The 25,922-nt window shown below is 61.5% G+C and carries 24 protein-coding genes; 11 read left to right on the top strand and 13 right to left on the bottom strand.

Features of this window, described 5'->3' with window-relative positions:
• Positions 1-218: 218 nt before the first annotated feature.
• The 3 genes from HFO99_RS10320 to HFO99_RS10310 are packed head-to-tail and all read right to left on the bottom strand — an operon-like array spanning position 219 to position 3,406.
• Positions 219-1,043 carry a transglutaminase domain-containing protein gene (locus HFO99_RS10320; protein WP_222308828.1) on the bottom strand — a complete coding sequence of 275 codons (825 nt, stop codon included), beginning with the start codon at positions 1,041-1,043 and terminating at the stop codon, positions 219-221.
• A 12-nt stretch (positions 1,044-1,055) separates the two neighbouring features.
• On the bottom strand, positions 1,056-1,997 hold the full coding sequence (locus HFO99_RS10315) for an alpha-E domain-containing protein (protein ID WP_017965458.1): 942 nt from the start codon (positions 1,995-1,997) through the stop codon (positions 1,056-1,058).
• Positions 1,997-3,406, bottom strand: a complete 1,410-nt coding sequence (locus HFO99_RS10310; protein ID WP_222361018.1) for a circularly permuted type 2 ATP-grasp protein — start codon at positions 3,404-3,406, stop codon at positions 1,997-1,999. The genes HFO99_RS10315 and HFO99_RS10310 overlap by 1 nt, the downstream gene beginning before the upstream one ends.
• A gap of 383 nt (positions 3,407-3,789) precedes the next feature.
• On the opposite strand from HFO99_RS10310, the gene HFO99_RS10305 reads away from it, so the two are divergent.
• On the top strand, positions 3,790-4,692 hold the full coding sequence (locus tag HFO99_RS10305) for a DMT family transporter (RefSeq protein ID WP_222361017.1): 903 nt from the start codon (positions 3,790-3,792) through the stop codon (positions 4,690-4,692).
• A 162-nt stretch (positions 4,693-4,854) separates the two neighbouring features.
• Here HFO99_RS10305 and HFO99_RS10300 read toward each other — a convergent pair whose 3' ends face one another.
• The 3 genes from HFO99_RS10300 to HFO99_RS10290 all read right to left on the bottom strand — a co-directional run bounded on the left by HFO99_RS10300 (position 4,855) and on the right by HFO99_RS10290 (position 8,331).
• A complete protein-coding gene (locus tag HFO99_RS10300) occupies positions 4,855-6,582 on the bottom strand; it encodes a DEAD/DEAH box helicase (protein WP_222361343.1) in 1,728 nt (575 codons plus the stop codon).
• A gap of 247 nt (positions 6,583-6,829) precedes the next feature.
• Positions 6,830-7,945, bottom strand: coding sequence for a DNA alkylation repair protein (locus tag HFO99_RS10295; protein WP_222361014.1), 1,116 nt, complete (start codon positions 7,943-7,945; stop codon positions 6,830-6,832).
• Between the two features lie 77 nt (positions 7,946-8,022).
• Positions 8,023-8,331, bottom strand: coding sequence for a hypothetical protein (locus tag HFO99_RS10290; RefSeq protein WP_222361012.1), 309 nt, complete (start codon positions 8,329-8,331; stop codon positions 8,023-8,025).
• Positions 8,332-8,345: 14 nt separating this feature from the next.
• Here HFO99_RS10290 and HFO99_RS10285 point away from each other — a divergent pair, with 14 nt between their 5' ends.
• Positions 8,346-8,609, top strand: a complete 264-nt coding sequence (locus HFO99_RS10285) for a hypothetical protein (RefSeq protein WP_222331326.1) — start codon at positions 8,346-8,348, stop codon at positions 8,607-8,609.
• Positions 8,610-8,651: 42 nt separating this feature from the next.
• Complete coding sequence (locus tag HFO99_RS10280) at positions 8,652-12,023, top strand: response regulator (RefSeq protein ID WP_222331327.1); 3,372 nt, start codon at positions 8,652-8,654, stop codon at positions 12,021-12,023.
• Here HFO99_RS10280 and mnmD read toward each other — a convergent pair.
• Positions 12,017-12,760 (bottom strand): tRNA (5-methylaminomethyl-2-thiouridine)(34)-methyltransferase MnmD, encoded by a 744-nt coding sequence (gene mnmD, locus HFO99_RS10275; protein ID WP_222331328.1) that lies wholly within the window; start codon positions 12,758-12,760, stop codon positions 12,017-12,019. The genes HFO99_RS10280 and mnmD overlap by 7 nt on opposite strands.
• Here mnmD and HFO99_RS10270 point away from each other — a divergent pair.
• The 8 genes from HFO99_RS10270 (at position 12,759) to HFO99_RS10235 (ending at position 18,259) form a co-directional block, all read left to right on the top strand.
• Positions 12,759-13,937, top strand: coding sequence for an NAD(P)/FAD-dependent oxidoreductase (locus tag HFO99_RS10270; protein ID WP_222361010.1), 1,179 nt, complete (start codon positions 12,759-12,761; stop codon positions 13,935-13,937). The two genes, mnmD and HFO99_RS10270, sit on opposite strands and share 2 nt — an antisense overlap.
• Positions 13,938-14,051: 114 nt before the next feature.
• Positions 14,052-14,759: a DUF1045 domain-containing protein gene (locus tag HFO99_RS10265; RefSeq protein ID WP_222361008.1), complete on the top strand. Its 708-nt coding sequence runs from the start codon at positions 14,052-14,054 to the stop codon at positions 14,757-14,759.
• Between the two features lie 115 nt (positions 14,760-14,874).
• Positions 14,875-15,798 (top strand): allantoinase PuuE, encoded by a 924-nt coding sequence (gene puuE, locus HFO99_RS10260; protein ID WP_222361006.1) that lies wholly within the window; start codon positions 14,875-14,877, stop codon positions 15,796-15,798.
• The gene (gene uraD, locus HFO99_RS10255) at positions 15,798-16,298 is read left to right on the top strand and encodes a 2-oxo-4-hydroxy-4-carboxy-5-ureidoimidazoline decarboxylase (protein WP_222331332.1); all 501 of its coding nucleotides are present in this window, start codon (positions 15,798-15,800) and stop codon (positions 16,296-16,298) included. The genes puuE and uraD overlap by 1 nt, the downstream gene beginning before the upstream one ends.
• Positions 16,295-16,657: a DUF86 domain-containing protein gene (locus tag HFO99_RS10250; RefSeq protein WP_164577183.1), complete on the top strand. Its 363-nt coding sequence runs from the start codon at positions 16,295-16,297 to the stop codon at positions 16,655-16,657. Before uraD ends, HFO99_RS10250 begins: the two co-directional genes overlap by 4 nt.
• Before the next feature lie 5 nt (positions 16,658-16,662).
• Positions 16,663-17,163 carry an ureidoglycolate lyase gene (locus HFO99_RS10245; protein ID WP_222361004.1) on the top strand — a complete coding sequence of 167 codons (501 nt, stop codon included), beginning with the start codon at positions 16,663-16,665 and terminating at the stop codon, positions 17,161-17,163.
• Complete coding sequence (uraH, locus tag HFO99_RS10240; RefSeq protein WP_003541961.1) at positions 17,160-17,516, top strand: hydroxyisourate hydrolase; 357 nt, start codon at positions 17,160-17,162, stop codon at positions 17,514-17,516. Before HFO99_RS10245 ends, uraH begins: the two co-directional genes overlap by 4 nt.
• 2 nt (positions 17,517-17,518) lie before the next feature.
• A complete protein-coding gene (locus HFO99_RS10235) occupies positions 17,519-18,259 on the top strand; it encodes a metallophosphoesterase family protein (protein ID WP_222361002.1) in 741 nt (246 codons plus the stop codon).
• Positions 18,260-18,394: 135 nt separating this feature from the next.
• On the opposite strand, the gene HFO99_RS10230 is transcribed toward HFO99_RS10235, so the two are convergent.
• The 6 genes from HFO99_RS10230 to puuD all read right to left on the bottom strand — a co-directional run bounded on the left by HFO99_RS10230 (position 18,395) and on the right by puuD (position 25,899).
• Positions 18,395-20,152, bottom strand: coding sequence for a flotillin family protein (locus tag HFO99_RS10230; protein ID WP_222361000.1), 1,758 nt, complete (start codon positions 20,150-20,152; stop codon positions 18,395-18,397).
• Entirely contained in the window at positions 20,149-20,796 is a 648-nt protein-coding gene (locus HFO99_RS10225) for an OB-fold-containig protein (RefSeq protein WP_222360998.1), read from the bottom strand. The genes HFO99_RS10230 and HFO99_RS10225 overlap by 4 nt, the downstream gene beginning before the upstream one ends.
• A gap of 4 nt (positions 20,797-20,800) precedes the next feature.
• Positions 20,801-21,958, bottom strand: coding sequence for a PspA/IM30 family protein (locus HFO99_RS10220; protein ID WP_222360995.1), 1,158 nt, complete (start codon positions 21,956-21,958; stop codon positions 20,801-20,803).
• A 130-nt stretch (positions 21,959-22,088) separates the two neighbouring features.
• Positions 22,089-23,231 (bottom strand): alpha-hydroxy acid oxidase, encoded by a 1,143-nt coding sequence (locus HFO99_RS10215; protein ID WP_222360993.1) that lies wholly within the window; start codon positions 23,229-23,231, stop codon positions 22,089-22,091.
• A gap of 122 nt (positions 23,232-23,353) precedes the next feature.
• Positions 23,354-24,664, bottom strand: coding sequence for a guanine deaminase (gene guaD / locus HFO99_RS10210; RefSeq protein WP_222360992.1), 1,311 nt, complete (start codon positions 24,662-24,664; stop codon positions 23,354-23,356).
• The gene (gene puuD / locus HFO99_RS10205) at positions 24,661-25,899 is read right to left on the bottom strand and encodes a urate hydroxylase PuuD (RefSeq protein WP_222360990.1); all 1,239 of its coding nucleotides are present in this window, start codon (positions 25,897-25,899) and stop codon (positions 24,661-24,663) included. The genes guaD and puuD overlap by 4 nt, the downstream gene beginning before the upstream one ends.
• Positions 25,900-25,922 lie beyond the last annotated feature (23 nt).

The following is a 25,922-nucleotide window of genomic DNA, read 5'->3' as shown; positions in this document are numbered from 1 at the left end:
GGCGGAGCCGTCAAGTTGCTGTCTTGCGACGGGGCCATGGTGATCCGGCGGCCCAAAACAATCCCGGTCTAGCCGTTTGAGACCGCCAGCGCCACACGCCGGAAGCAGGCGGAATTTCGGCACCGTCCGTCTCTATATTCAAGTCCAAGATGTTTCGCGGCGAGCTCGGCAGCTATTCTATCGGCCCTTCGCAGGGTGCGGTAAAGCTATCTGTACGCTCAGCTCTGGCTCTGGTTTTGCATCTGTCCGCCGTCCTCGACCTTCACGGTGACCGACAGCGTTTCGCCCGGCGTGCCGATGCGCATGCCTGAAATCGGCGCGGCGTCGCGATAGCAGAGACCGGAGGCGACTCTGATGTAGCGAGCATCCGGGCAGATCTCATTGGCGGGATCGAAGCCGACCCAGCCGAGGCCGGGAATATGGGCCTCGGCCCATGCATGGGTCGCAGCCTGCTCGATCTTTTCCTCCATCATCAGATAACCGGAGATGTAGCGCGCCGGCACCTGCAGGGCGCGGGCGGCGGCAATGAAAATATGCGCGTGGTCCTGGCAGACACCGCTCTTCTTCTCCAGCGCTTGTTCGGCCGTCGTCTCGGTGTTGCTGGTGCCAGGCTTATAGTCGACCGTCTCGTGGATTGCGGCCATCAACGCGTGCATCCGGGCAAGCTCGTTATCGCCACCGACGTCCTTGATCAGTTCCTTGACCAGCTTGCCGCCCTTGGTCAATGGCGTGTCGCGCAGGAAGAGCCAAAGCGGGCAGAAGCCGGTATGCGGGCCGGTGACGCCGTTGTTGTCCTCGGTCTCGACCTCGCCTTCGGCGAGGATGCGCGTCACATCCTGTTCGCCTTCCAGCGAGACCAGATTAACGTGATTGCCGTACTGGTCGTCATATTCCACTTCGGGCGTGGCGCCTTCGACGTTCAGCGCCCAGCCGAGCACTTTCTGAGCGGGGCTGGTCGGCGGCGTCAGCCGCAGCCTTTGCAGCGAGAACTGCGTCGGTCCGTCGTAGCGGTATTCGGTGAGGTGGCTGATCTTCAATCTCATATTGTTATCCGCTTATGCATAGAACCGGTAGCCGTCGGAAATTTCCGCGCCCAGCTTGTTATTGCGCGAGACAAAATCCTCCAGGAACTCGTGCAGGCCCTGATCCATGATATCTCGGATCGCCCTTGTCTGCAGTGTCTTGCGGATTGAATCCGCAGTATCGTGGGCGGGCAGCCGCTCCTCGTAATCCTGGGCGAGATAGCCGAGATTGCTGACGATTTTCTCGTAGCAATAGGCAAGCGAGCGCGGCATCTGGACATTGAGGGTCAGGAAGTCGGCGATGTTCATCGCCCGGTATTCGCCGTCATAGGCCCAGCTATAGGCGCGGTGCGCCGAGACCGAGCGCAGGATCGATTCCCACTGGACGTTGTCGAGAGAGGAACCGACTGATGAAACCGAGGGCAGCAGCACGTAATATTTCACGTCGAGAATGCGGCTGGTATTGTCGGCTCGCTCGATGAAGGTGCCGATGCGGGCAAAATTATAGAGTTCGTTGCGCAGCGTCGAACCATGGAAGGCGCCGCGGATGAGGCCGGCCCGGCGCTTGATGACATCGATCACCTCTGGCATTTCGGCCGCTTTGACGCGCTTTTCGAGCAGTGATTTCAAGTCGATCCAGCATTCGTTGGTCGCTTCCCAAGTCTCCCGCGTCAGCGCCGTGCGCACCATACGGGCATTGTTGCGGCCGGAATCGATGCAAGACATGACGCTCGACGGATTGGTGCGATCGCGCAGGAGATAGTCGATCGCGTCGGCGTTGGTCAGCTTGTTGTGGCCTTCGTCATAAGCCTCGCGTACGCCCGCACTTTGTAGAACGCCATCCCAATTGTCATCGCCGGTGCTGCTGCGGGTCAGCGACATGCGCAACCCCGCATCGATCAGGCGGGCTATATTTTCGGCGCGCTCGATGTAGCGAAACATCCAGTAGAGGCCGTTTGCTGTTCTTCCGAGCATCAGTCCTCCAATACCCAAGTGTCTTTGGTGCCGCCGCCCTGGCTGGAATTGACCACCAGCGAGCCTTGCTTCAGCGCTACGCGGGTGAGCCCGCCCGGAATGATCTGCACCTTGTCGGATACAAGCACATAGGGGCGAAGGTCGACGTGGCGCGGAGCAATGCCCTTGTTGACGAGGATCGGCACGGTGGAGAGCGACAGCGTCGGCTGAGCGATGTAATTGTTCGGCTTGGCTTTCAGCTTCTCGGCGAAATCGGCGCGCTCCTTCTTCGATGCTGTCGGGCCAACCAGCATGCCGTAGCCGCCGGAGCCGTGTACCTCCTTGACGACGAGGTCTTCCAGGTTTTCCAGCACATATTTCAGGCTGTCGGCTTCCGAACAGCGCCAAGTCGGCACGTTTTCGAGCAGCGCCTTGCGGCCGGTATAGAATTCGACGATCTCCGGCATATAGGAGTAGATCGCCTTGTCGTCGCAAATGCCGGTGCCTGGCGCATTGGCGATGGTGATGTTGCCGGAGCGGTAGACATCCATGATGCCGGGAATGCCGAGCGCGGAATCGGAGCGGAAGGTCAGGGGATCGAGGAAGTCGTCGTCGACGCGGCGGTAGAGCACATCGATCGCCTCGTAACCGCGTGTCGTCCTCATCTTCACCTTGCCGTCGATGACGCGCAGATCCGCGCCCTCAACCAGTTCGACGCCCATCATGTCGGCGAGGAACGAATGCTCGTAATAGGCGGAATTGTAAATGCCCGGCGTCAGCACGGCGACGCGCGGCTTGCCCTTGCAGCCGGGTGGGGCGAGCGAGGCGAGGCTCTGACGCAGCAGATAGGGATAATCCTCGACACGCTGCACCTTGTTCTCATGAAAGAGCTCAGGGAACATCTGCATCATGGTTTCCCGATTTTCCAGCATGTAGCTGACACCGGAGGGCGTGCGGGCATTGTCCTCCAGCACGTAAAACTGGTCCTCTCCGGTGCGCACGATGTCGGTGCCGACGATGTGGGTGTAGACGCCGCCGGGCGGTCGGAAACCGATCATTTCGGGGATGAAGGTGACGTTGTTCTCGATCAGCTCACGCGGAATGCGCCCGGCGCGGATGATCTCCTGCTTATGGTAGATATCGTCGAGAAAGGCGTTCAGCGCGATCACCCGCTGCTCGATGCCTTGGGCGAGCTTGCGCCACTCTCGGGCGGAGATGATGCGGGGAATGATGTCGAAGGGGATGAGCTTTTCGGAACTGTCGGCATGGCCGTAGACCGCGAAGGTGATGCCTGTCTTCCGGAAGATGTTTTCCGCATCGCGGGACTTGGCAATCAGATGCGCCCGGTCTTGGCTGTTGTACCACTCGAAGTATTTGTCGTAAGGCGGGCGAGGGCTTTCGTCCCCGGTAATCATTTCATCAAATGCCAAAAGCGCGGCTCCCCTTTTTCTTCATTTGAATACAACGCAAATGGCAATGCAAGAACCATGCGCAGTTCGAGGAAAAGATTTTGCGCTGCGGGAAACGGGTGAAAATCTGGGCATTTTAAGTGATGCAGTGCGGCATGACGGATGGGTGATCCCGAGGTTTGCGCAAAATCTGAGCATGTGATCGCTTTTCGTTCGGTCAAGACGGTGGAATATGGTCACGCGCGCAGGCGCCCCGCCCTCCCTCCTTGGTAAACGCCGGCTGGCGCGACCGACCTGGGTCTCTGTCATCAGCGAAATTTCAAATAAACATCAACGCTTCGCCTTTGACGGCAGCCGCCGGGTGGGGCTATCAGCACGGCGACCCTTCTCTCCCGAGCCGCCCCATGTCCTTCGATCGCCTTGCCCCCGCCGTTTTCGTCCTGCTCTGGTCCACGGGCTGGGTGGTGGCGAAATACGCCTCGTTGCATTCCGAGCCCTTCACCTTTCTTTCGATACGTTACGCGCTGTCGGCGGCGGCATTCCTAGCACTCTGCCTGGTGATGCGGGCGCAATGGCCGAAAAGTCGGGCGACGGCGCTGCGCGCCGTCTATTCCGGCTTCTTCCTGCATGGCTTCTATCTCGCCGGTCTCTGGTGGGCGATCGCCAATGGCGTGCCGGCCGGCATATCGGGCATCATCGCAGCGCTGCAGCCGCTGCTGACGGCAATGGCAGCTCCCTTTCTCATCGGCGAGCGGCTGCAGCAGGCTCAGAAACTCGGCCTTGCCCTTGGCTTCGTCGGCATTGCCATCGCCATTTCGCCGAAGCTGCTCGATCCGGCGACCGCCGATCTCACACATGCAGCCCTGCCGTTGGCGATCAACCTCGTCGCCATGGCGTCCGTCACCTACGGCACGCTCTATCAGAAGAAGCACCTGCAATCCGGCGACCTCAGAACCATCGCGACTTTGCAATATATCGGCGCGCTGATCCTCACGCTGCCGCTTTCGCTGGTCTTCGAGCATCAGCATTTCGACGGCGCCGCGCAGGCCTATGGCGCGCTGGCCTGGTCGGTCCTCGGCTTGTCGATGGGCGGCGTCGGACTGCTGCTCTATCTGATCCGCCGGGGGCAGGTGTCACGCGCCGCCTCGCTGATCTACCTCATGCCGCCGGCGGTTGCTCTCGAAGCCTTCATCGCGTTCGGGGAACCGCTGACCCTGCCGCTGATCGTCGGCACCGTGGTCGTCGTGACAGGCGTCTATCTCACGAACCGCAAGGCGTTCAGCGAGCATAGGCCTGCGGAGGTTTAGAGCGCCATGCGTCCTTTAGGACGCACAAAGGACGCTCTACACTTTGAAATCTGCGCATCGGGCTTTCCGAAAATCGATTCCGATTTTCGGAAAGCCCGATGCGCTAGATCACAAAAAAAGGCCGGAGATCACCGGCCTTTTTGCTTCTCAATCGTTCGACGTTCAGGCGCGTTCGCGGCGCTGGCCGCCACCGTTGCGGGAGCCGGAGCCACCGCGACGGTTGCCACTGTTGCCGTCGCGGCGCGGTTCGCCGGCCTGGGCTTGCTGCGGGCCGCGGTCCTCGCCATGCTTGCGGGCCGGGCGGCCGTGGGCATGGCGGCTGTTGCCGCGATGATGACCGCTCGGCTCACCATTGGCATGGGCGCCGTGATGGGCCGGACGCTGCGGCTTTGCAGAGGCGCGGAAATCGGAGGTCGAGGCCAGATCGTTGTCGGGGCCGAGATCCGGGGTCGTTTCACCGCGGCGCTGACCGCGGAAATCCTCGTTGCGGCTGGTCGGACGCTCCGGACGCGGACGACGCTCCTCGCCGCCGGCGCGGACTTCGCTGCCTTCACCTTCGCGGCGCGGGCGGCGTTCCTGACGGCTGCCGCGATGCTCCGAACGGTTCTGGTCGCCACGGCCTTCGCCACGACCCTGGCCTTCACGACCCTGGCCGCCATTACGATTGCGGTTGTTGCCGTTGGCGCGGCGGGGCGCGCTGTTCATGTTTGCCGGAGCTTCACCGCTGGCGACAGTGATGTCGATGCCCATCAGGCGCTCGATATCACGCAGCAGTCTGGCTTCATCAGGAGCGCAGAAAGCGATGGCGATACCGTCGCGGCCGGCACGCGCCGTGCGGCCGATGCGATGCACATAAGCGTCAGGCACTTCAGGCAGGTCGTAGTTGTAGACGTGGCTGACGGCCGGAATGTCGATGCCGCGGGCCGCGACGTCGGTGGCGATCAGCGTCTTGATGCTGCCGTCGCGGAAGGCCTTCAGCGCCCGCTCGCGCTGACCCTGGCTCTTGTTGCCGTGGATCGAGGCGACGGAATAGCCGATGTTTTCGAGATGCTTCATCAGCTTCTCGGCACCGTGCTTGGTGCGCAGGAAGACCATGGCGCGGCCATCGGGGTTTTCGGTCAGCGACTTGCGGAGCAGCTCCGTCTTGTCGTTCTTGCCGGCGACATAATGGACGTACTGCTCGACCTTGTCGGCGGCCTTGCCTGGAGGCGTGACTTCGACCTTGACGGGATCGACGAGATATTCGCCGGCAAGATCGGCGATCGCCTTCGGCATGGTGGCAGAGAACAGCATGGTCTGGCGCTTTTTCGGCACCATCTTGGCGATCTTGCGCAGATCATGCACGAAGCCGAGGTCGAGCATCTGGTCGGCTTCGTCGAGCACGAGATAGCGAACCGCAGTCAGCGTGATCGCGCGGCGATTGATGAGGTCGAGCAGGCGGCCGGGCGTGGCGACGAGAATGTCGGTGCCCTTTTCAAGCTGAAGCTGCTGCTTGTTGATCGAGACGCCGCCGACCACGACATTGATGCGCAGCGACGACTTGCGGATGAACTTCTTCAGGCTCTCGGCGATCTGGTTCACCAGTTCGCGGGTCGGCGCAAGGATCAGCGTCCGCGTCGTGCGGTTGTCGGGGCGCCGTTCGTCGGCAAGCAGCTTTTCGATCAGCGGCAGGCCGAAAGCGGCCGTCTTGCCGGTGCCGGTCTGGGCAAGGCCGATCAGATCGCGGCCTTCGAGGAGGAGAGGAATGGCATGTTCCTGGATCGGCGTCGGCGTTTCGATGCCGAGCTGGAACAAAGTAGCGACGATCGGCTTGGAGACACCAAGCGATTCAAAATTAGTCAAGGTATAACCTTTCGGGGCGCCACAATGACTATCGCCGGAACGCACCATGCGATCCGGTTTCATTCTGGCGTCAAGAACCCCGCGTGAAGTGGGAACTTGTGAGTTGGAAAAAAGCTTTCCAGCGCTTCTGGCCGCTCATGGGAGTGCGGCGCTCTATCGAAATGCGCTTTTGTCCCTTCTTCCTGCGTCTGTATTTTTCAGCAGGGGCACGCTCACGCGGCGGCCGGAAGGGTGAAAGCTGACCCGCATTTGGGCTAGTTCGCGTGGAAAGTCAAGTGCAGTGCACAAGAAAGCCTCAAGCTGGGTCAGGTGAGGGCATGCCGAGGACGAAGCTTTGCGATGCGGTCTCGGCGCCGTTGACGAGGATGGCGATGCGATGTTCGCCTGGATAATAGCGTCGCGTGGTGATCGGCCGCATGGCGTGGCGGCGCCCAATCGTATGGCTTTGCCCCGGAGCAAGCATTATCGCCTTGCACTTGAAGACCTTGGGTGAGAGCGAACCGTCGCTCTTCACATGGTGAATGGCGTAGTCAATCATCAGTGACTGCGCTCGCTCGCCGGCGTTTGTCACCCGGATTTCGAAATCCAGCCCTTCGCCGAACATCACCTCAGCATTCCGGAGCCGCAGGTCGCATTCGAGCGAAACGGTGGCGGCGAAGCCGAAATTGGCGAGCGCCTGCGCGTGGCCCTTCTTCAGAAGCGTGCGCGAGGCATGTTTCAGCAGCCAGCGGCGTTCGGATGAAGCGCCGTCGATATGGCCGGCGATATAGGCGGCGACCAGATCCGGGTGGTCCTTGGCGACGTCGTTCAGGCTGTTGGCCACGGAGCGGCGCACATAATCCTCCGGATCATCCATCAGCGCGGTCAGGATGGGCAGGATCGGCGCCGGATCCTTGACGAGCTGCGGCAGGCGCATCGCCCAGGGCAGGCGCGGCCGCGTTCCCTCGCTCGCCAGCCGGCGCACATGCTGGTCGGGATCGCCGGCCCAGCCGGAAATGATGGCGAGCGCGCGTTGCTGATCATGATGGATGAATTGTCGGATGCCGAATTCGGCGGTGAAATGCGGCGTCAGCGCTTTCAGGAGATCGAGGCCGAGATCGAAATGATCAAGGCCGCGTGCGGCGATGAACTGATTGACCGGCAGCAGCATCCAGCCTGTCAGTCCAGGCTCGCTTTCGGAGGGGAGGCTTACCTTCAGAATGGCGGCGGCCTCCGGGAAATTGTCGGGAAGAGTTGAGAACAGCGCGTCGCGGATCAGGGCCGATCGCTCCATCAACTCCAGCGCCTGAAGGCCGCCGGTCGCCAGCGTCACGAAGCGGCCCTTGTCGAAGGACGGGGAATTGCGGGCGATTCGATCGGCCATTTCCGCGACCAACGCTTCATGCAGCAGGTTCTTGAGCGGTTCCGGCATGCTGATCCTCCCTTTGCGTGAGGAACGCATTGGACCGGCGCCGCCGGGAGGTCAAGCGGCGCCGGATGCGGTTTCTTCTATTCCGTGCAGACTTTGACGCGGTAGGGGTCGCCCCAATCGTCGTGTCGCCATTCGAGGTGGCAGTAGGACGGTCGGTAATAGGTCCGGTAGACCGGATAGGGGCGATAATAGGGGTAGGCAGGGTAGACAGGATAAGCAGGACGGGCGGCCTCTGAGAGTAGAGCGCCACCGACGATGCCAGCGGCAAGGCCGCCCCAGAATTCATCGCGTGGACGGGCGTCGGCGGTGGTGGCTGTGGCGAGCGAGGCGCCGGCAAAGGTCAGCGCGATCAGGCCCGTCGCCATGGTCTTATGAAGAACGGACATGGTATTTTCCTTTCATGGGCATGGCTTCCATAAAGCCATGCCGCAGACTCGGCCCGGATCGCGGCGGCGCAATGGCCGCGCAAGCGGTTTCGGCATTAAATTTTCGTCATGATTTCAACGGATCCCCGACGTCGAAAGGGTTTATGGAGGACGACCTTTCAGTCTCGTGCAAGCCGGGGCTGGTAATCCCGAAATGTCTTCAGCTTGGTGAGCCGGCTCGTAAAATTCCGCTGTCGAATTTTATGGTTAAAACCTTGTTAAAAGCCTTGGCGTTATAGTTTTTATAGTCGATATTTCATTTATTGCGGGAGCGATATTTTTTGAAATCAGCCGGGGAACTTCTGGAGTTGGCTTGCCGCCGGATCGCTGATCTGGATACCCCGGCCTATGTCAAGAACAGCGAGCTGCGTTATATCGCCGTCAACGAGGCCTATGCCCGTTTTCTAGGCCGCGAGATCTCCGATTTCATCGGCAGGCGCAGCCGCGAGCTTCTCGACCGTCCCGAGGAAGAGGAGCGCGAGGACAAGGAACGCCGCGCGCTGGTGTTCGGCACCGAGGAAAACGCCATCTGCTTCGATGCGGCGGGCCTCAGTCATGAACGCATCCAGATCGAAAGCTTTTCGCCATCGCCGGAGCGAGCCTATGTGCTCGGCATCTTCGAAGTGCGCGAGACGCCACGTCGCGCCCTTGGAGACGGGAAGGGCGCCGACGATCATGGCCTTGCCGGCGATTTCGCCCGCGTGCGCGAGGCGCTGGAAAAGCTCGACCACCCGATCGGCATCTTCGCCGAAGACGGCCGGCCTCTGGTCGTCAATGCCGCCTATCGCAACGGCGAGAAACCGGTAGCCCCTAGCGATTCGAGTTGGCACGCGAGCGTCGACGAACGCGACCTGCTACGCACCATCATGGAGGATCTGCCGGTCGCGGTTTTCGTGCGCGACGAGAAACATCGCCTCGTCTATGCCAACCAGTATTATGAGACTTTCAGCGGCCATGAGCGCTCGCGGATGCTGGGAATGACCGAATATGAAATGTTCGGGCCGGAGGGCGGAGAGGCGATCTACCAGGAAAACCGGCTGTCGCTGGAACAAGACCTGTCGCAGGAGCTGGAAGGCGTAATGCCGAGCAAGGACGGCCGCATCCATCCCGTGATCTCGCGAGTCAAGCGTGTCGTGACGGCGGATGGGCGAGCCTATGTCGTCGGCTCCTTTTCTGACATTTCACCGCTCAAGGAGCGGGAGAAGGCACTGATCGAAGCGCGGAAGCAGGAAGAAGTGCTGCACCGGGATATCGAGAATATCCTGCGCTCGCTGCCGGTCGGCGTGCTGATCCTCGATAACGATCACCAGATCCTCTACGTCAACGACGAATTCTACAGCGTCTGGGAGCTGCCGCTCGACGACCCCTTTGACGGCCGGCCCTTCATCGACGTCATCCGCCGCAATTATGAGCTCGGCCGCTACGACGGCACGCAGACGCCCGAGGAAATCTACGCTTTCCGCAAACACCTGTTCGAAACCGAGGAGCCCGAGCCGATCGAGCTCGGCTGGGCGGGTGGCAAATCCGTTATCTTCGATAGCCGCCGTATCTCGAACGACCGCATCCTGCTCACCTATGCCGACATCACGGCCGTGCGTGAGCGGGAAAATGAAGTCCACGAGGCCCGCGCCGCGCTGGAACGGCTCGGCGAGATGATGCGCGACGCGACCCATGCCATGCCGCAGGGCCTGGCCATCGTTCAGGACGGCATCATCAAGATGTCCAACGAGGCGCTTTCTGACATCCTGCAGATTCCGGCCACCTATCTCGAACCCGGCGAGGGCTGGATCGGCATGTTCGAATTTTGCGCGGCGCGTGGCGATTTCCATGATGCGGCCGCCGAAATCCTGCAGGGCTGGCGCGACAATATCGCGGCCAGGCTGCCGATTTCCAGCGTCTTCCACGTCGGCGGCGAGCGCTGGGTGAACATGGATGCGACGGTCAGCAAGGGGCAGCACTGGGTGGCGCTTTTTACCGACGTCACCGAGCTCAAGAGCCGCGAGGAGGAGCTGCGCCAGCTGCTGTCGCGCGCCGAAGCCGCCGACCGGGCCAAATCCGAATTCCTCGCCAATATGAGCCACGAGATCCGCACGCCGATGAACGGCGTGCTTGGGATGGCGGAACTGCTTGCGAAGACCAATCTCGATACGCGCCAGAATACCTTCGTCGATATCATCGTCAAATCGGGCAATGCGCTGCTGACGATCATCAACGATATCCTCGACTTCTCGAAGATCGATGCCGGGCAGATGAAACTGCGCAAAGCCGCCTTCGATATTACCGAAGCGGTGGAGGACGTGGCGACACTCTTGTCCTCGCACGCCGCCGAGAAGAACATCGAGCTCCTGGTGCGGGCCGCGCCAGATCTGCCCGCCGCTGTGATCGGCGACGCCGGGCGTTTCCGCCAGATCGTCACCAATCTCGTCGGCAACGCCGTCAAGTTCACTGAACGCGGGCATGTCTTCGTCGATGTCGGTTTCCAGCCGGCCGCCGGCGGCGAGATCATGGCGAGCATCCGCATCGAGGATACCGGTATCGGTATTCCGCCGGAGAAGCTCGAATCGGTCTTTGATAAATTCTCGCAGGTGGACGCCTCGTCGACCCGGCGGCATGAAGGAACCGGCCTCGGTCTTGCGATCACCGCCGGGCTTGTCGACCTCTTCGGCGGTTATCTCAACGTCGAAAGCGAATGGGGAAAGGGCTCGGTCTTCACCATCAATCTGCCGTTTGCGGTGGCCGCCGCCCGGGTCGAACCGAGGCCGTTGCCGATCAACGTGCAGGGTGCGCGCATCCTCGTCGTCGACGACAATGAAGTAAACCGGCGAATCCTCACCGAGCAGCTGTCTCTTTGGGGTTTCGACGGCGTGGCCGCCGAGGGCGGCGACACCGGGCTTGCGATCCTGGAGGCGGCGGCCGGTCTCGGCGTTACCGTCGATGCCGTCGTGCTCGACTATCACATGCCCGATATGAACGGAGCCGATGTCGCGCGCAGGCTACGAGCCGATCCCCGCTTCGTCGAACTGCCGATCATCTTCCTGACGTCGATGGATATTTCCGGCACGGAAAAGGAATTCGCGGCGCTGAATGGCCACGCGCATCTGATGAAGCCGGCGCGCGCCAACGTGCTGCGCAACACCGTCGTCGAGGTGGTGCGCGCCAGCCGCGTCAAGCAGGCATCCGAGGCCGAGATTGCCCGGCTGCAGACGGAAGTGGCCGCGCCCGCGCCTGCGCCGCAGAAGCGAGCCGCTGAATTCTTCGACGTGCTCGTTGCCGAGGACAACGAGGTCAACCAGATCGTCTTCACCCAGATCCTGCAAGGCACGGGTCTTTCCTTCCTCGTCGTCGACAATGGCGAGGAAGCAGTCGCCGCCTGGGAGCGGCATGCGCCGCGGATCATCATGATGGACGTCTCAATGCCCGTCATGAACGGCCATCAGGCGACCCGGGCGATCCGCGAACGGGAAAAGGGGCAGGGGCACCGGGTGCCGATCATCGGCGTTACCGCCCATGCGCTCGAAAGCGACCGCGAACTCTGCCTCGATGCCGGCATGGACGACTACATGTCGAAGCCGATCAGCCCCGAACTGCTCGAGGAAAAAATCCGCCAGTGGCTTGGAACAAGTGAGCAGCAGCCAGGGCGCACCAGCTACTGATCTGTACGCTGATCGGGTGACGCCTTGGCGCCGCAGAGCATTTCGCGCTTGCCGGCAAAGCCCTTGCGGCGCTCGACGGCAAAGCCTGCGGCGATGAGGTTGCGGCGCACGAAGCCAGCCGCCGCATAGGTGGCGAAGGTGCCACCGGCTGCGCTTTTCTCGCAGACGAGCCGCATCAGTTGCTCCGACCACATATCGCTGTTGCGCGACGGGGCGAAGCCGTCGAGATACCAGGCGTCGAAACCGGGCGTGGCTGCGGCCACGCCCTCCAAGGCATGGTCGCAGACCACGCTGAGCATCGTCTGGGCATCGAGATCGAGCTCAACGATGCCATCAGGCGCTTGCGGCCAAGCCGCCGTCAGCGCCTCGCGTTCGGCATCGATCTCCGGCCAGTGCGACAGCGCCCGGCCGATTTCTTCGCCGCGCATCGGGTGGAGTTCAAAGGAGGTAAAATGCAGGTGCTGTCCGTCTGCACGGTGGAGCTTCCATTGCCGCCAAGTCTCAGCGAAGTTCAGACCGGTGCCGAAGCCGAGTTCTCCGATCCGGAATCTCTGCCGCCCGTTCCAGCGCTCTGGCAGGCCATTGCCGGCGAGAAAAACATGGCCGCATTCTAGCCGCCCATCGGTCTGGCAATAAAAATGATCGCCAAAGGCGGTGGAATAGGGCATATCGCCGTCGCGCCATTCGAGCGGCTGCGGCGCGCCCGCGCCAATCTGATCGGGGTTCACGTCTGTCATGGAAAAAGCCGATAGTCCTCAGCCGGTCTCAGGTCAATCGTCCTCAGAATTGCTGATCGTCGGCGGCGGTATCATGGGACTCTGGGCGGCGGTCCATGCCGAGCGCCGGGGCATCCGTGCCGTTATTGCCGACGCCGACAGGTTGGGCGAAGGTGCAAGCGGCGGCCTGCTCGGCGCGCTGATGCCGCACATGCCGGACCGGTGGTCGGAGAAGAAGCAGTTCCAGTTCGATGCGCTGGTCTCGCTCGAAGCCGAGATCGCCGCGCTCGAATTCGAGACCGGGCTTTCCGCCGGTTATAGCAGGTCCGGACGGCTGATCCCGCTGCCGAAGCCCCATCTCAACACAATAGCGCGCGTTAGTTTCGAGGACGCTGAACAGCATTGGTGGGTGGGCGACCGCCGCTTCCACTGGCATGTCCTCGACAGGCCGCCGATCGACGGCTGGATCGAAGCGTCTGCCGGTGAGAGCGGCTTCGTGCACGACACGCTCGCCGCCCGCGTTGCTCCGCGTTTGCTGATCGCAGCGCTTATCGCCTTCCTGCGGCGGGCAAAGCATGTTCGTATCCTGGAGCATGCGACGGTTGCCGGCCTCGATCCCGATCGCGGTACGGCCGAAATCAACGGCGAAACCATTGTTTTCAGTCACTGCATCCTGGCCGCCGGCCATCAGTCCTTTCCGCTGTTGCAGGGACTGACACCGGGGCTGAAACAGCCGCTCGGCCAGCCGGTCAAGGGGCAGGCGGCACTGTTGAACGCCGATATCGACCCGGGGCTGCCGACGATCTTCCTCGACGGGCTCTATGTCGTCGCGCATGAAGGCGGGCATGTGGCAATCGGCAGCACCAGCGAGAACCGATTTGACGATCCTACATCCACCGACGTCCAGCTCGACGTGCTGATCGAGGCGGCGCGCGGCATCGTACCGAAGCTTCGCGACGCCCCTATTGTCGAGCGTTGGGCCGGGCTTCGCCCGAAGGCGATCGATCGGGATCCGATGATCGGTCGCCATCCCGACCACCGGCGCCTGATCGCGCTGACCGGCGGCTTCAAGGTCAGCTTCGGCCTCGCCCACCGGCTGGCGGAGGCGGCGATATGTATCGCAGGCGATACAGACTGCGGATTTTTGCTGCCGGAAAGCTTCGCAATTTCACGCCACATCGCGGCGGCTTCACGTTAAACGTGAATTAGACGCCGCTGCGTTTCGTTATTCTGTCATGCAAATCACCTATCTGCTTGCGCATCGACAGCGCTGGATCTGACCGGCGCTCACTTCCTTGATGGAGGAAATTGCATGCGCTATGCCATTTGCTTCACGCCTCCGGCGAGCGACCCGTTGTCGCTCGTGGCGGCCAATTGGCTTGGCCGAAACGTGTTTTCGGGCGATATGATGGAGCCTCCGGCAGTTCGCGGCCTGGGTATCCACGAGATCGCCTTCCATACCGCCGTGCCGCGGCGCTACGGCTTTCACGGTGTTTTGAAGGCGCCGTTCCACTTGTCCCGCGACATGCCCGAATCGCAACTCCTGCGCGATCTCATGCGTTTTTCCGGGACCTTCGTTCCCTTCCAGATTCCGCGTATCGAAGTCGCCCGGCTCGGCAATTTCTACAGCCTGCTGCCGAGCACGCCCTGCGAGCAGATCCAGTATCTCGCCTCGGCGATCGTGCAGGAATTCGATCGTTTTCGCGCACCGCTCAGCGAGGCCGAGATCGAACGCAGCGATCCGGACGGGCTGTCGGCGACGCAATTTTCCAATCTGCATCGCTGGGGCAATCCCTATGTGATGGAGGAGTTCCGCTTCCATATGCCGGTGACGGGCCCCGTCAACGCGATCGACATGCCGCGCATCGAGCCGGTGTTGCGGACGATCTTCGAGCCTGTCCTCTGCGAACCTGTAATGGTTTCCAACGTTGCCCTGATGATCGAAGAGGGCACTGGCGGTCCTTTCCGCGTTCATTCGCTGCATCCGATGGGCAAGGTCAGCGCGCGCAAAATCGCTTGAACCTGCTGATGAGCTAAAGGCTTGTGCCGTAAAGGCAAAATCCGGCGGAGCAGTTTCCGTCTCGACATTCCGGCTGCGGATGCTACCGTTCCCCGTCTTTTCAGAAGGTGATTTGATGGTATCCGAGACTTATCCGCGTAATCTCGTCGGTTACGGGCGTCTGACGCCCGATCCGAAATGGCCGGACGAGGCACGCGTCGCCGTGCAGTTCGTCATCAACTACGAGGAGGGCGGCGAAAGCTCGATCCTCGACGGAGATCCGGCTTCCGAAAACCTGCTGTCGGAGATCGTCGGTGCGGCCGCCTGGCCAGGGCAGCGCAACCTCAACATGGAATCGATCTATGAGTATGGTTCGCGTGCAGGTTTCTGGCGGCTCTGGCGGATGTTCACCGATCTCAAGGTGCAGGCAACCGTCTACGGCGTGACGCTGGCGATGGCCCGCAACCCCGAGGCCGTCGCCGCGATGAAGGAGGCCGGTTGGGAGATCGCCAGCCACGGTTACCGCTGGCTGGAATACAAGGATTTTCCTGAAGATCTGGAGCGCAAGCATATCCTCGAAGCGGTGCGCCTGCATACCGAACTTACCGGTGACCGGCCCTATGGCCTGTATCAGGGCAAGCCTTCCGACAATACGCTTCGGCTGGTGCAGGAGGAGGGTGGTTTCCTCTATTCCTCTGATTCCTATGCCGACGACCTGCCTTACTGGGTGAAGGGCGTCGACGGGAAACCCTTCCTGATCATCCCCTATACGCTCGAAACCAACGACATGCGTTTTGCGACGCCGCAGGGCTTCAATGCCGGCGATCAGTTCTTCACCTATCTGAAGGATGCCTTCGATACGCTTTATGAGGAAGGCAAGGCGGGCAGCCCGAAGATGATGTCGGTCGGATTGCATTGCCGCCTCGTCGGACGTCCTGGCCGGGCGGCAGCGCTGAAGCGCTTCATCGAATATGTGCTGAAGCACGATAAGGTCTGGATTCCGCGCCGCATCGAGATTGCCGAGCATTGGCACAAGCACCATCAGCCGGAAGCGCTCTGATGGTGTCGCGCGAGGATTTCGTCTCCCGCTTTGGCGGCGTCTTTGAACATTCGCCTTTCATCGCCGAGCGCGCCTATGACGCCGGCTACGTGACGGAGCCGCTGACGGCGGCCGGCGTGCATGCGGTCCTTGCCGCCGTATTCCGAACGGCAAGCCCGCAGGAGCGCCTCGGCGTGCTCAGCGCCCATCCTGACCTTGCCGGGCGCCTCGCGATATCAGGCGAACTCACCGAAGACAGCCGGAAGGAGCAGTCCGGCGCCGGTCTCGACCGGCTGAGTCCGGCTGAACACGCCCGCTTCATCGAACTCAATTCGGCCTATGTTGAAAAATTCGGCTTTCCCTTCATCATCGCCGTCAAGGGGCTTGGCAAGGACGACATTCTGTCCGCCTTCGAAACACGGATCGGCAATGGCAGGGACGCGGAATTTGCGACCGCGACTGCGCAGGTCGAACGGATTGCGCTGCTGCGGCTGACATCGATGCTTCCGGAGGCTGAATGAACGAGCGGCGCGCGATCGACTATCTCAATGAGATGTATGAGGCGGCATCCGAAGCGCTGTCCTTCGTCGGCGGGATGGATGGAGCGGCGTTCGCCGGGGACAAGCTCACCTTCAAGGCGGTCACCTTTTGCCACTTCACCATCGGTGCAGCCGCGTCCCGCTTGCTGGTGACACATCCGGAATTTGCGACCGAGCATCCCGACCTGCCGTGGACGAAAATCTGCGGCACGGGAAACCGTATCCTTGAGGACGTCTTCGATCTCGATCCCTCCGGCATCTGGGAGGCAACATACCGCACGCTGCCGGAGCTTCTTTCCGCGATCGACGCCATCCGTCACTGGCATGCCCAAGGTGAGTGAAGCGATTGCCCCCACATCTCGACATCCGTCCGCTTACGAGATCCGCCTTTGCCCCCTTCGGCGACGTAATCGAAGCCGATCCCGCCTCGATGCGGCTCATCAATGGCGGTACGACGGAGCGTTTCCATGCGCTGGCCGCCACCGAGGCTACGGGCGAGGGCGCACGCGTTATCATCAACCTCTTTCGTGGAATGCCGCGCAGCTTCCCCTATGAAGTCGCCATGATGGAGCGCCATCCCCTCGGCAGCCAGAGTTTCTCGCCGGTCTCGGACCGTCCTTTTCTTGTCGTCGTCTCCGAGGACCAGAACGGCCGCCCGGGCAGGCCGCAGGTGTTTCTGGCGCGCGGCGACCAGGGGGTGAACTATCGCCGCAACGTCTGGCATCATCCGCTGATGGCGCTCGGCCAAGCTTCAGATTTCTTGGTCGTCGACCGCGATGGGCCGGGCAATAATCTGGAAGAATACTTCTTCGAACCCCCTTATATCATCAAAGAGCCAGCCCCATGACCGGACTGACCACGCATGTTCTCGACACCGCTCTCGGCAAGCCGGCCGAAGGCTTGAGGATCGATCTTTTCCAGCTCGACGGTGAGATCCGCAGGCATCTGAAGACGGTCGAGACCAATGCCGACGGCCGGGTCGACGGCGGCCCTATCCTCATTGGCGAAAATTTTCGGGCCGGCACCTATGAACTGGTCTTCCACGCCGGCGATTATCTGAGGGCCAGCGGCACGCCGCTGCCGCATCCCGCCTTCCTCGATCTCGTGCCGATCCGCTTCGGCATTGCCGACGTCACGGCGCACTACCATGTGCCGTTGCTGATATCGCCCTACGGCTATTCCACGTACCGAGGGAGCTAAAAATGCGGTTTGCAGCAATTGCCGATATTCACGGAAACCATCTGGCGCTCGAGGCGGTGCTGGCCGATATTCGCGCGCAAGGCGTCGAGGAGATCGTCAATCTCGGCGATTTCTTCAGCGGCCCGCTGGAGGCCGGCAGGACGGCAGACTTGCTGATGCCGCTCGGCCTGACGTCGGTCCGCGGCAATCACGACCGCTACCTGATCGAACAGGACCCGGCGGCAATGCATGCTTCGGATGCGGCCGCCTACGGTCAATTGTCGTCGTCTCATCTTAGCTGGATCCGAAGCGTGCCGTTCGATACCGTCTATCGCGGCGAGGTCTATCTCTGCCACGCGACGCCGAAGGACGACAATCTCTACTGGATGGAATCGGTTTCGCCGGAGGGCTTCGTCTTCCTGAAGCCGATCGAAGCGATCGAGGCATTGGCCGAAGGCATCGACCTGAAGCTGATCCTCTGCGGCCACAGTCACATCCCTCGCGCCGTCCGGCTTTCCGACGGCCGCCTGATCGTCAATCCCGGCAGCGTCGGCTGCCCGGCCTATGACGACGAGCTGCCCTACTACCACAAGGTGGACGCCGGTCATCCGCTGGCGAGCTACGCCATTCTGGAAAAGACGGCAGCCGGATGGACATGGCAGTTCCGAACCGTCGCCTATGACCATATGGCGATGTCGGCACTGGCCGCCGAAAGGGGCCGTGCCGACTGGGCAGGCGCGCTGGCAACGGGTTGGGTGAGATAGAGCATGATGCCGAAAAGCGTGTGCGGTTTTCGGGCGACATCATGCTCTAATTATTTAATTTAGAACAGGATTCAGATTTCAGGCCGAACCGGCCTAAAATCATCCTGTTCCAGTCCAGACCCGCTTGCGCGGCGATCAGACCTTCTTTGGTGCCTGCTTCGGCGCCGGAGGGATGATCGTTTGTGTCGGGGCTACGGCCGGTATTGCCGGTTTCGCCGGGGCTGCGGCGGTCGCCGCCGGTCTTGCCGGTTTTGCGCCATCGAGATTTCCAAGAAGGGATGAGATGGCATCGTCGCCCTCGAAGCCGGCTTCCTTCAGCAATTTGTCGAGGATCGGTTTGTTCGCCTGGTAGGAGAGGAGTTGGCCGGCCAGTCCTTCGCCTAGCCCGATGCCGTTTCCGCCGTTCGCTCCATTTCCGCGGCCGAGCATGCCGCCGGTGTCGAATATCCTGATATCGGAGATCTTCTCGATCGGCTTGACCGCTTCGGCGAGCGCCTGCGGAATGATGCGGATACGTTCGCGGGTGATCTCGAACTCGATAATAGCAGAGCTCAGCTTGTTGCGCGCGTCGTTGAGCAACGCCTCGCTCTCGGCCGCGGCCTTGCCGGTTTCGAGAATGCCCTTGGCCTTGATGATCGCCGCATCCGCCTCGGCGGTCGCGAGCGTCTTGATGGCCTCGGCCTGGTCGCTTGCCGCCTGTTTTTCGGCCTCGGCGCCGACGGTGACGGCAGTCGCTTCCGTCTCGGCTTTCTTGCGTGCGTCGATGACGGCAATCTGCTTTTCGCGTTCGGCAATCTCGATCGCCTTGGCGGTGCCAACCTTTTCTTCTGCTGCTATCGCCAGCGCACGGGCCGTTTCCGCAGCCGCCTTCGCCTCCGATTCTTCACGGCTCTTGTTGGCAACGGCGATCGCGCTTTCCTGTGCCACGATCTGGAGGTCACGCTTGGCTTCGGTTTCGCGTTGTTGGACGGCGCGGGCGGCGTCGATGTTGGCGCTTTCGCGAGCTTGTTTGGCAGATGCCTCGCGTTCGGCGATCGCCTGTTCGGAAGCGATGCGGGCTTCCTCCTCGGCGCGTTTTGCGGCCTGCTCCTGCTGCGCGGTTTCAGCGCGTGTCGCCGCGGATTTGTTAGCGATGTCCCGTTCCTGGCTGAGTTCGGCTTCCCGCTTGGTCCGCTCGATGGTCAGCGATTGCTGACGGGCCTCGAGATCCTTCTGGGCGATGGCGACTTCGGTGTCGCGAACGATCTCGTTTCGCTCCTTCTTGCGTCCCTCGGTGATGCGGGTCAGTGCGGCGAGGCCTTGCGCGTCGAAGAAGTTGTTGGCGTTGAAATGCTTGATATCGGTCTGGTCGAGGCGTGTCAGCGACACGGATTCGAGTTCGAGGCCATTCGACTGAAGATCGGCGCCGACAGCTTCCTGCACGGCCTTGACGAAGTCCATGCGCTGTTCCTGCAAAGCATCGAGGTTCATCGTCGCCGCCACCGAGCGAAGGCCGTCGACGAATTTCGCCTCGATCAGGATGCGGAGAGCCTCGGCGTCATTGGTGCGGTTGCCGAGTGTCTGAGCTGCAAGTGCAATCGAGGAGGCATCGGGTTTCACGCGCACATAGAACTCGGCGCCGATATCGACGCGCATGCGGTCCTTGGTGATCAACGCATCGCCTTCGCCGCGGCGAACTTCGAGCCGCAATGTCTTCAGGTTGACCCGGGCGGTCGAATGGAAGATCGGCAGGACGACCGAACCGCCGTCGAGCACGACCTTCTGGCCGCCGAGACCGGTGCGCACATAGGCCTCATCGCGGCTGGAGCGCGTGTAAAGAGAGGCGAGGACAAAACCGATGCCGAAGATCAGAACAATCCCAATGCCGGCTGGTAGAATAACGTCGTACATCATTGCTGCTCCCTCAAAGATTGATTGTCCGCATCGGTGGGGTCGACCGGCGCGGGAATGGCGATAAACACATTTGCCTTGTGATCGACGAGAAGAACCGAAGCGCCGATCGCGAGTGGACCTTCGCCCTTGGCGGCTCGGGCTCGAAGCACATGCCAGTTTCCATGCTGATCCTTGACGCGGACGCGGCCCGGCAGTCCCTGATCGAGCGGGCCGATCGACACCTCGGCTGTCCGGCCGAGCAAGGCGTCGAGATCGACCGCATAGGTTTCGTCGTGCGGTACGATCCGCGCCACGGTTCTGCTCGAAGCCCTGACCATGGGGATGGTTGCGAGCGCGGCAGGTATGACGGCTATCAAGTTTGGCAGCGGCGCCCAGAAGGCGTTGGCGACGGCCTGCAAGGCAAAGCCCGTCATCGCGAAGAAGCCGAGCGTCAGCATCATGAGAATCAGCAGCGGAACACCGCCGAGATTGAGCCAGGAAAGGTAAGCCAGGATGCCGTCATGGCCATGAACCTCTGGCTTTCCCAGAAATTCCGTCATCGAAAAACCCATGACCATCGCGAGCATCTCGATCGCGGTCAGGCCGACAAGGATCGCTGCGGCGATGGCAAAGGGCGCACATTCAGGGGAAAAAAGGAGTGCCATCGTGCTATCGGTTATCCGCCTTGAAGCGTGCGAGCCGGGCTTCGATTGCCTGTTCGCGGTGCAGTCGGTCGAGTTCGTCCAATTCGGAACTGTGGCCATGCTCGCCAGCGGGAACTCCGGTCAGCCGCGAGACCGCTGCGGCAGCGCGCGCAGCATCTGCACCCGGTGCGGGCTGGCTGTGACCGGTCGCTGCCTGTTCGGGATGCCGGGCGATACTGCGCTTGAAATCGGCAAGGCGAGCGTCCGCCTCGCGGCGCGTGGCGAGCACGGCCTGCAAGGCTTTCTGGCCTTCGTCCAGCTGTTCCCTGGCATCCGCCAGCGCCTTATCCAGAGCTGCGATCTGGGATTCGAGATCGATCTGGCGGGCGACGCCGGCCTTTGCTAGGTCATCCCGCTGAGACGAGACGGCGAGGCGGATCTTCTGGTCGAGCGCGTTCAGGTCTTCGACGATTTCGTCCCTCCGGCTCTGGATGCGATATTCCTCGGCGCGCGCCTTGCCGAGATCGGTGCGGGCCTCATCCGCCGCTGCGTCGATCTCGCGGATCGCCTGTTCGATGACGGCGATCTTGTTGACGCCTTCCGCCTTGTCGACCGCCGCATTCGCGATGCCCGCGATCAGACGGCCCATACGTGAGAGAATGCCTTCGTTCGTCATGTTTTCCTCCATCCGAGCGGAATTCGGCGTAACGCCGATGTGAATCTCGTAGCGATCCTGGCCTGCAACGAGGTAGGCCGGAAAAATACTCTCCCATCCCCGTGAATAACCCGCGACATCGAAGGGCACGGCAACACGTCCGTGCACCGTGGCGATCGTCAGGTCCGAGGGGCCTTTGATGGCGAAGAGCTTGTCGTCTAGCGGCAGATGCGGCGGATCGGCGGTGACGCCGCGATTGGCGGCGAAATCGCGAAGGCCGAGCGTGACCAGCCTTGCCGGCAAGCCCGTCTGCTCGCGGACAGTTTCATAGGCAAGGTCATGCAGCACGACGAGATTGGCGCCCGTCCTGTCGGAGACGAGGCCGGTCAGGATTTCGATCATCCTGAGATAGGCGGCAATGGTGTCGTCCAGCGCCTGCCGGGCACTGTTGTCAGGCGCCAGCGTGTAGCGCAGCAGCGATGGATGCGTTGTCTTGCCTGTGGTAGCCATAGGTAAAACATAAAGCACCGCTTTTGTGCTTTCAAGATGCCGCGCTAAAAATACAACCTAAGCTTAACGTGCAGTTAGAAAGACAGAGAGCAGCGTCCAGTATCGAGATATGTAGGGAGCCGTTGCTGCTTCCGTCGCTGGCGGCAGGTCACTGCCGCCCGTCGATGATCGACGAATTCACGTCGTTGATGTGGCGCTTGCCGCAGAGCGCCATGGTGATGTCCATCTCTTTGCGGATAATGCCGAGCGCCAGCGATACGCCTTCCTTGCCCATGGCGCCGAGGCCGTAGAGGAAGGGGCGGCCAATATAGGTGCCCTTCGCGCCGAGCGCCACGGCCTTCAGCACGTCTTGGCCGGAGCGGATGCCACCATCGAGATGGACCTCGATACGGTCGCCGACGGCGTCGACGATCTTCGGCAGCATGCTGATCGAGGAGGGGGCGCCGTCAAGCTGACGCCCGCCATGGTTGGAGACGACGATCGCATCGGCGCCGGTGTCGACGGCCGCCTTGGCATCCTCCGGATCGAGAATGCCCTTGATGATCAGCGGGCCGCCCCATTGTTCCTTGATCCAGGCGACATCCGCCCAGGACAGCCGCGGATCGAACTGCTCGTGCGTCCATGCGGCCAGCGAGGCGATACTGGTGACATTTTTCGCATGGCCAACGATATTGCCGAAGTTGCGGCGCTTGGTCTGTAGCATATCCAGGCACCAGAAGGGCCGGGTCGCCATCTGCCAGACATGTTTCGGGGTGAATTTCGGCGGCGCCGACAGGCCGTTGCGCAGGTCCTTATGCCGTTGGCCGAGGATCTGCAGATCAGCCGTCAGCACCAGCGCCGAGCATCCGGCCGCCTTGGCGCGGTTGATGAGATTGAGGACAAAATCCTTGTCCCTCATCACGTAGAGCTGGAACCAGAAGGGACGTGTCGTCGCTGACGCAACGTCCTCGATCGAGCAGATGCTCATCGTCGAAAGCGTGAAGGGAACGCCGAACTCCTCCGCAGCGCGTGCCGCCAGCATCTCGCCGTCGGCATGCTGCATGCCGGTCAGGCCGGTTGGCGCCAGCGCCACGGGCATCGACACTTTTTGGCCGATCATCGTCGTTGCCAGTGTGCGGTCGGTCATGTCGACCATCACTCGCTGGCGCAGCTTGATCTGGCTGAAATCGCTCTCGTTCGCCGCATAGGTCGATTCCGTCCAGGCGCCCGAATCCGCATAGTCGAAAAACATCTTCGGCACACGGCGCCGTGCCAGCTTTTTCAGGTCGGCGATGGTGAGCGGGGTGGCCATGAATTGAACCTTCACATCTGAATGCGACTATCGGCCATAACATGAATTTGGCAGGGGTGTTACGGGAAACTGGCCGTGCCGGGCTGCTTTTCACGGTCCAAATTCGAGAGTAGTAGGGTGTGTCATCTCAGCCCCTTCTTCAACGCAACACCTGCCACATAGGTCTCTGCAACAGCGCGGTCGTCACCCATCGTCTGCAGCAGGAAGAGTTCCTCAGGCAGCGTCTTTGCCACTTCCATCTTTAGCGCCATGGCCGGTGTCGCCGTGGCATCGAGGACGACGAGATCGGCCTCGGTGCCGGGATCCAGTGTGCCGATCCGGTCCGCCAGCGACAGAGCTTCGGCATTGCCGCGGGTCATCAGGTAGTAGCTTTCCAGCGGGTTCAGCCGTTCGCCGAGCAACTGCTGGATCTTGTAGGCCTCGTCCATCGTCCGCAGCATCGAATAGCTGGAACCGCCGCCGATATCGGTCGCCACGCCGATACGGACCGGCTTTTCCCGCCGCGCCAGCGCCTTCAGCGGAAACAGGCCGGAGCCAAGGAAGAGGTTCGAGGTCGGGCAGTGGACGGCGACGGCGCCCGCCTCGCTCATCACATCGGCCTCGCGCTCGGACAGGTGGATGGCGTGGCCGAAGAGGCTTTTCGGCCCGAGCAGGCCGTAGCGGGCGTAGATATCGGTATAGTCGATCGCGTCGGGATAGAGCTCGCAGGTGAATTTGATCTCGTCGTGATTTTCGGAAAGATGCGTCTGGATGTGCAGGTCGGGAAATTCGCGGGCAAGGGCTGATGTTGCTTCCATCTGCGCCGGTGTCGAGGTGATGGCGAAACGCGGGGTGATGGCGACGTGGTTGCGGCCCTTGCCGTGCCAGTCCGATATCACTTGTCGGGTCTCGTCATAGCCCATCTCGGGCGTGTCGAGCAGGCCCTGCGGGGCATTGCGGTCCATCATTACCTTGCCGCCGACCATGCGCATATTGCGTTTCATGGCCTCGGCGAAAAAGGCGTCGGCCGAGGTCTTGTGCACGGAGCAATAAGCGACCGCCGTCGTCGTGCCATGGCGGATCAGCTCGTCGTAGAAATGCGCGGCGATCCTTTCGGCATGCGCGCTTTCGACGAAACGGCATTCCTCGGGAAAGGTATAGGTATTCAGCCATTCGAGCAGGTTGGCGGCGTAGGAGGCAATCACCTGCATCTGCGGAAAATGCAGGTGCATGTCGATGAAGCCCGGCATGATGAGATGCGGGCGGTGGTCGATCTCGGCCGTCTCCGCGGCTGCTTTTGCCTTGACGTCGGCATAGGGGCCGATGGCCGTGATCAGCCCATCTTCGATCAGCAGGCCGCCATCCCCCTCGTAGCGATAGCTTTGGCTGTCGGCGAGGCTTAGCGGCGCGCGATGGAAGGAAAGCAGGCGGCCGCGCAGGAGTGTTGTCGTCATTGTGTCTTGCCTTCGACTGCGCTCTCGAACCAGGCGACGAGCAGCTTGCGTTCATCCGGCGTGATGTCGGTGATGTTGCCGGGCGGCATGGCATGGCTGCGGCCCGCCTGTATATAGATCTCGCGGGCATGGGCGGCGATTTCGGCGTCGTTTTCGAGCATCACGCCCTTCGGCGGCCGCACAATGCCCTCATAGACCGGCTCGGCCGCGTGGCACATGGAACAGCGCGTCGAGACCAATTGCTTGACGGCGGGGAAATGTGGATCGCCGGCGAATTGCTGGAAGGCAGGCGCGACCGTCGCCGTATCCGTGTCGCCGGTCAGCAGCTTCGGCACAGTCGAAAGCCACATGATCAGGATGAAAAGGATGACGGTGACGATCCAGGTCCAGGTCGGCCGGCCTTTCCTCGCATGCGTCGTGTTGAACCAGTGGCGGATGGTGACGCCCATCAGGAAGACCAGGGCCGCGATCACCCAATTGAACTGCGTACCGAAAGAGAGCGGATAATGGTTCGACAGCATGAAGAAGATGACGGGCAGCGTCAGGTAGTTATTGTGTAGCGAACGCTGCTTGGCTACCTGCCCATATTTGGGATCGGGAACCCGTCCGGCGATGAGGTCGGCGACGACGATCTTCTGGTTCGGAATGATGATCATGAAGACGTTGGCAGACATGATCGTCGCGGTGAAGGCGCCGAGATGCAGGAAGGCGGCACGGCCGGTGAAAAGCTGCGTATAGCCCCAGGCCATAAAGACGAGCACGACGTAGAGCACCGCCATCAACCCCCAGGTGTTCCGCCCAAGCGGCGACTTGCAGAGCAGATCGTAGGCGACCCAGCCGAGGGCCAGTGATGCCAGCGAGATCAGGATCGCGACGGGCGGGCTGATATCGAGCACATGCCGGTCGATCAGGAAGAGGTCGGCGCCGCCGTAATAGACGATGCACAGCATCAGGAAACCGGAAATCCAGGTGAAATAGCTCTCGTATTTGAACCAGGTCAGGTGCTCCGGCATCTGGGCGGGCGCCACCAGATATTTCTGGATATGATAGAAGCCGCCGCCATGGACCTGCCATTCCTCGCCATAGGCGCCGGCTGGCAGATGTGGGCGTTTCACCAGTCCGAGATCGAGCGCGATGAAATAGAAGGACGATCCGATCCAGGCGATCGCGGTAATGACATGGAACCAACGCGCCGCGAAGGCGAGCCATTCCCATGCTATGGCATATTCATACATCGAGTTCCCCTGTCTTCCTCCGA

The organism is Rhizobium leguminosarum, assembly GCF_019798305.1.
Classification (GTDB): Bacteria; Pseudomonadota; Alphaproteobacteria; order Rhizobiales; family Rhizobiaceae; genus Rhizobium; species Rhizobium leguminosarum_U.
This window is presented reverse-complemented; position numbering and strand designations above follow the sequence as displayed.

Excerpts from the sequence above, each read along its gene's own strand:
- HFO99_RS10320 (WP_222308828.1), bottom strand. The coding sequence starts at position 1,043 with ATGAGATTGAAGATCAGCCACCTCACCGAATACCGCTACGACGGACCG.
- HFO99_RS10315 (WP_017965458.1), bottom strand. The coding sequence starts at position 1,997 with ATGCTCGGAAGAACAGCAAACGGCCTCTACTGGATGTTTCGCTACATC.
- HFO99_RS10305 (WP_222361017.1), top strand. The coding sequence starts at position 3,790 with ATGTCCTTCGATCGCCTTGCCCCCGCCGTTTTCGTCCTGCTCTGGTCC.
- HFO99_RS10300 (WP_222361343.1), bottom strand. The coding sequence starts at position 6,582 with ATGGTGCGTTCCGGCGATAGTCATTGTGGCGCCCCGAAAGGTTATACC.
- HFO99_RS10295 (WP_222361014.1), bottom strand. The coding sequence starts at position 7,945 with ATGCCGGAACCGCTCAAGAACCTGCTGCATGAAGCGTTGGTCGCGGAA.
- HFO99_RS10290 (WP_222361012.1), bottom strand. The coding sequence starts at position 8,331 with ATGTCCGTTCTTCATAAGACCATGGCGACGGGCCTGATCGCGCTGACC.
- HFO99_RS10285 (WP_222331326.1), top strand. The coding sequence starts at position 8,346 with ATGGGCATGGCTTCCATAAAGCCATGCCGCAGACTCGGCCCGGATCGC.
- HFO99_RS10270 (WP_222361010.1), top strand. The coding sequence starts at position 12,759 with ATGGAAAAAGCCGATAGTCCTCAGCCGGTCTCAGGTCAATCGTCCTCA.
- mnmD (WP_222331328.1), bottom strand. The coding sequence starts at position 12,760 with ATGACAGACGTGAACCCCGATCAGATTGGCGCGGGCGCGCCGCAGCCG.
- HFO99_RS10265 (WP_222361008.1), top strand. The coding sequence starts at position 14,052 with ATGCGCTATGCCATTTGCTTCACGCCTCCGGCGAGCGACCCGTTGTCG.
- puuE (WP_222361006.1), top strand. The coding sequence starts at position 14,875 with ATGGTATCCGAGACTTATCCGCGTAATCTCGTCGGTTACGGGCGTCTG.
- uraD (WP_222331332.1), top strand. The coding sequence starts at position 15,798 with ATGGTGTCGCGCGAGGATTTCGTCTCCCGCTTTGGCGGCGTCTTTGAA.
- HFO99_RS10250 (WP_164577183.1), top strand. The coding sequence starts at position 16,295 with ATGAACGAGCGGCGCGCGATCGACTATCTCAATGAGATGTATGAGGCG.
- uraH (WP_003541961.1), top strand. The coding sequence starts at position 17,160 with ATGACCGGACTGACCACGCATGTTCTCGACACCGCTCTCGGCAAGCCG.
- HFO99_RS10235 (WP_222361002.1), top strand. The coding sequence starts at position 17,519 with ATGCGGTTTGCAGCAATTGCCGATATTCACGGAAACCATCTGGCGCTC.
- HFO99_RS10230 (WP_222361000.1), bottom strand. The coding sequence starts at position 20,152 with ATGATGTACGACGTTATTCTACCAGCCGGCATTGGGATTGTTCTGATC.
- HFO99_RS10225 (WP_222360998.1), bottom strand. The coding sequence starts at position 20,796 with ATGGCACTCCTTTTTTCCCCTGAATGTGCGCCCTTTGCCATCGCCGCA.
- HFO99_RS10215 (WP_222360993.1), bottom strand. The coding sequence starts at position 23,231 with ATGGCCACCCCGCTCACCATCGCCGACCTGAAAAAGCTGGCACGGCGC.
- guaD (WP_222360992.1), bottom strand. The coding sequence starts at position 24,664 with ATGACGACAACACTCCTGCGCGGCCGCCTGCTTTCCTTCCATCGCGCG.
- puuD (WP_222360990.1), bottom strand. The coding sequence starts at position 25,899 with ATGTATGAATATGCCATAGCATGGGAATGGCTCGCCTTCGCGGCGCGT.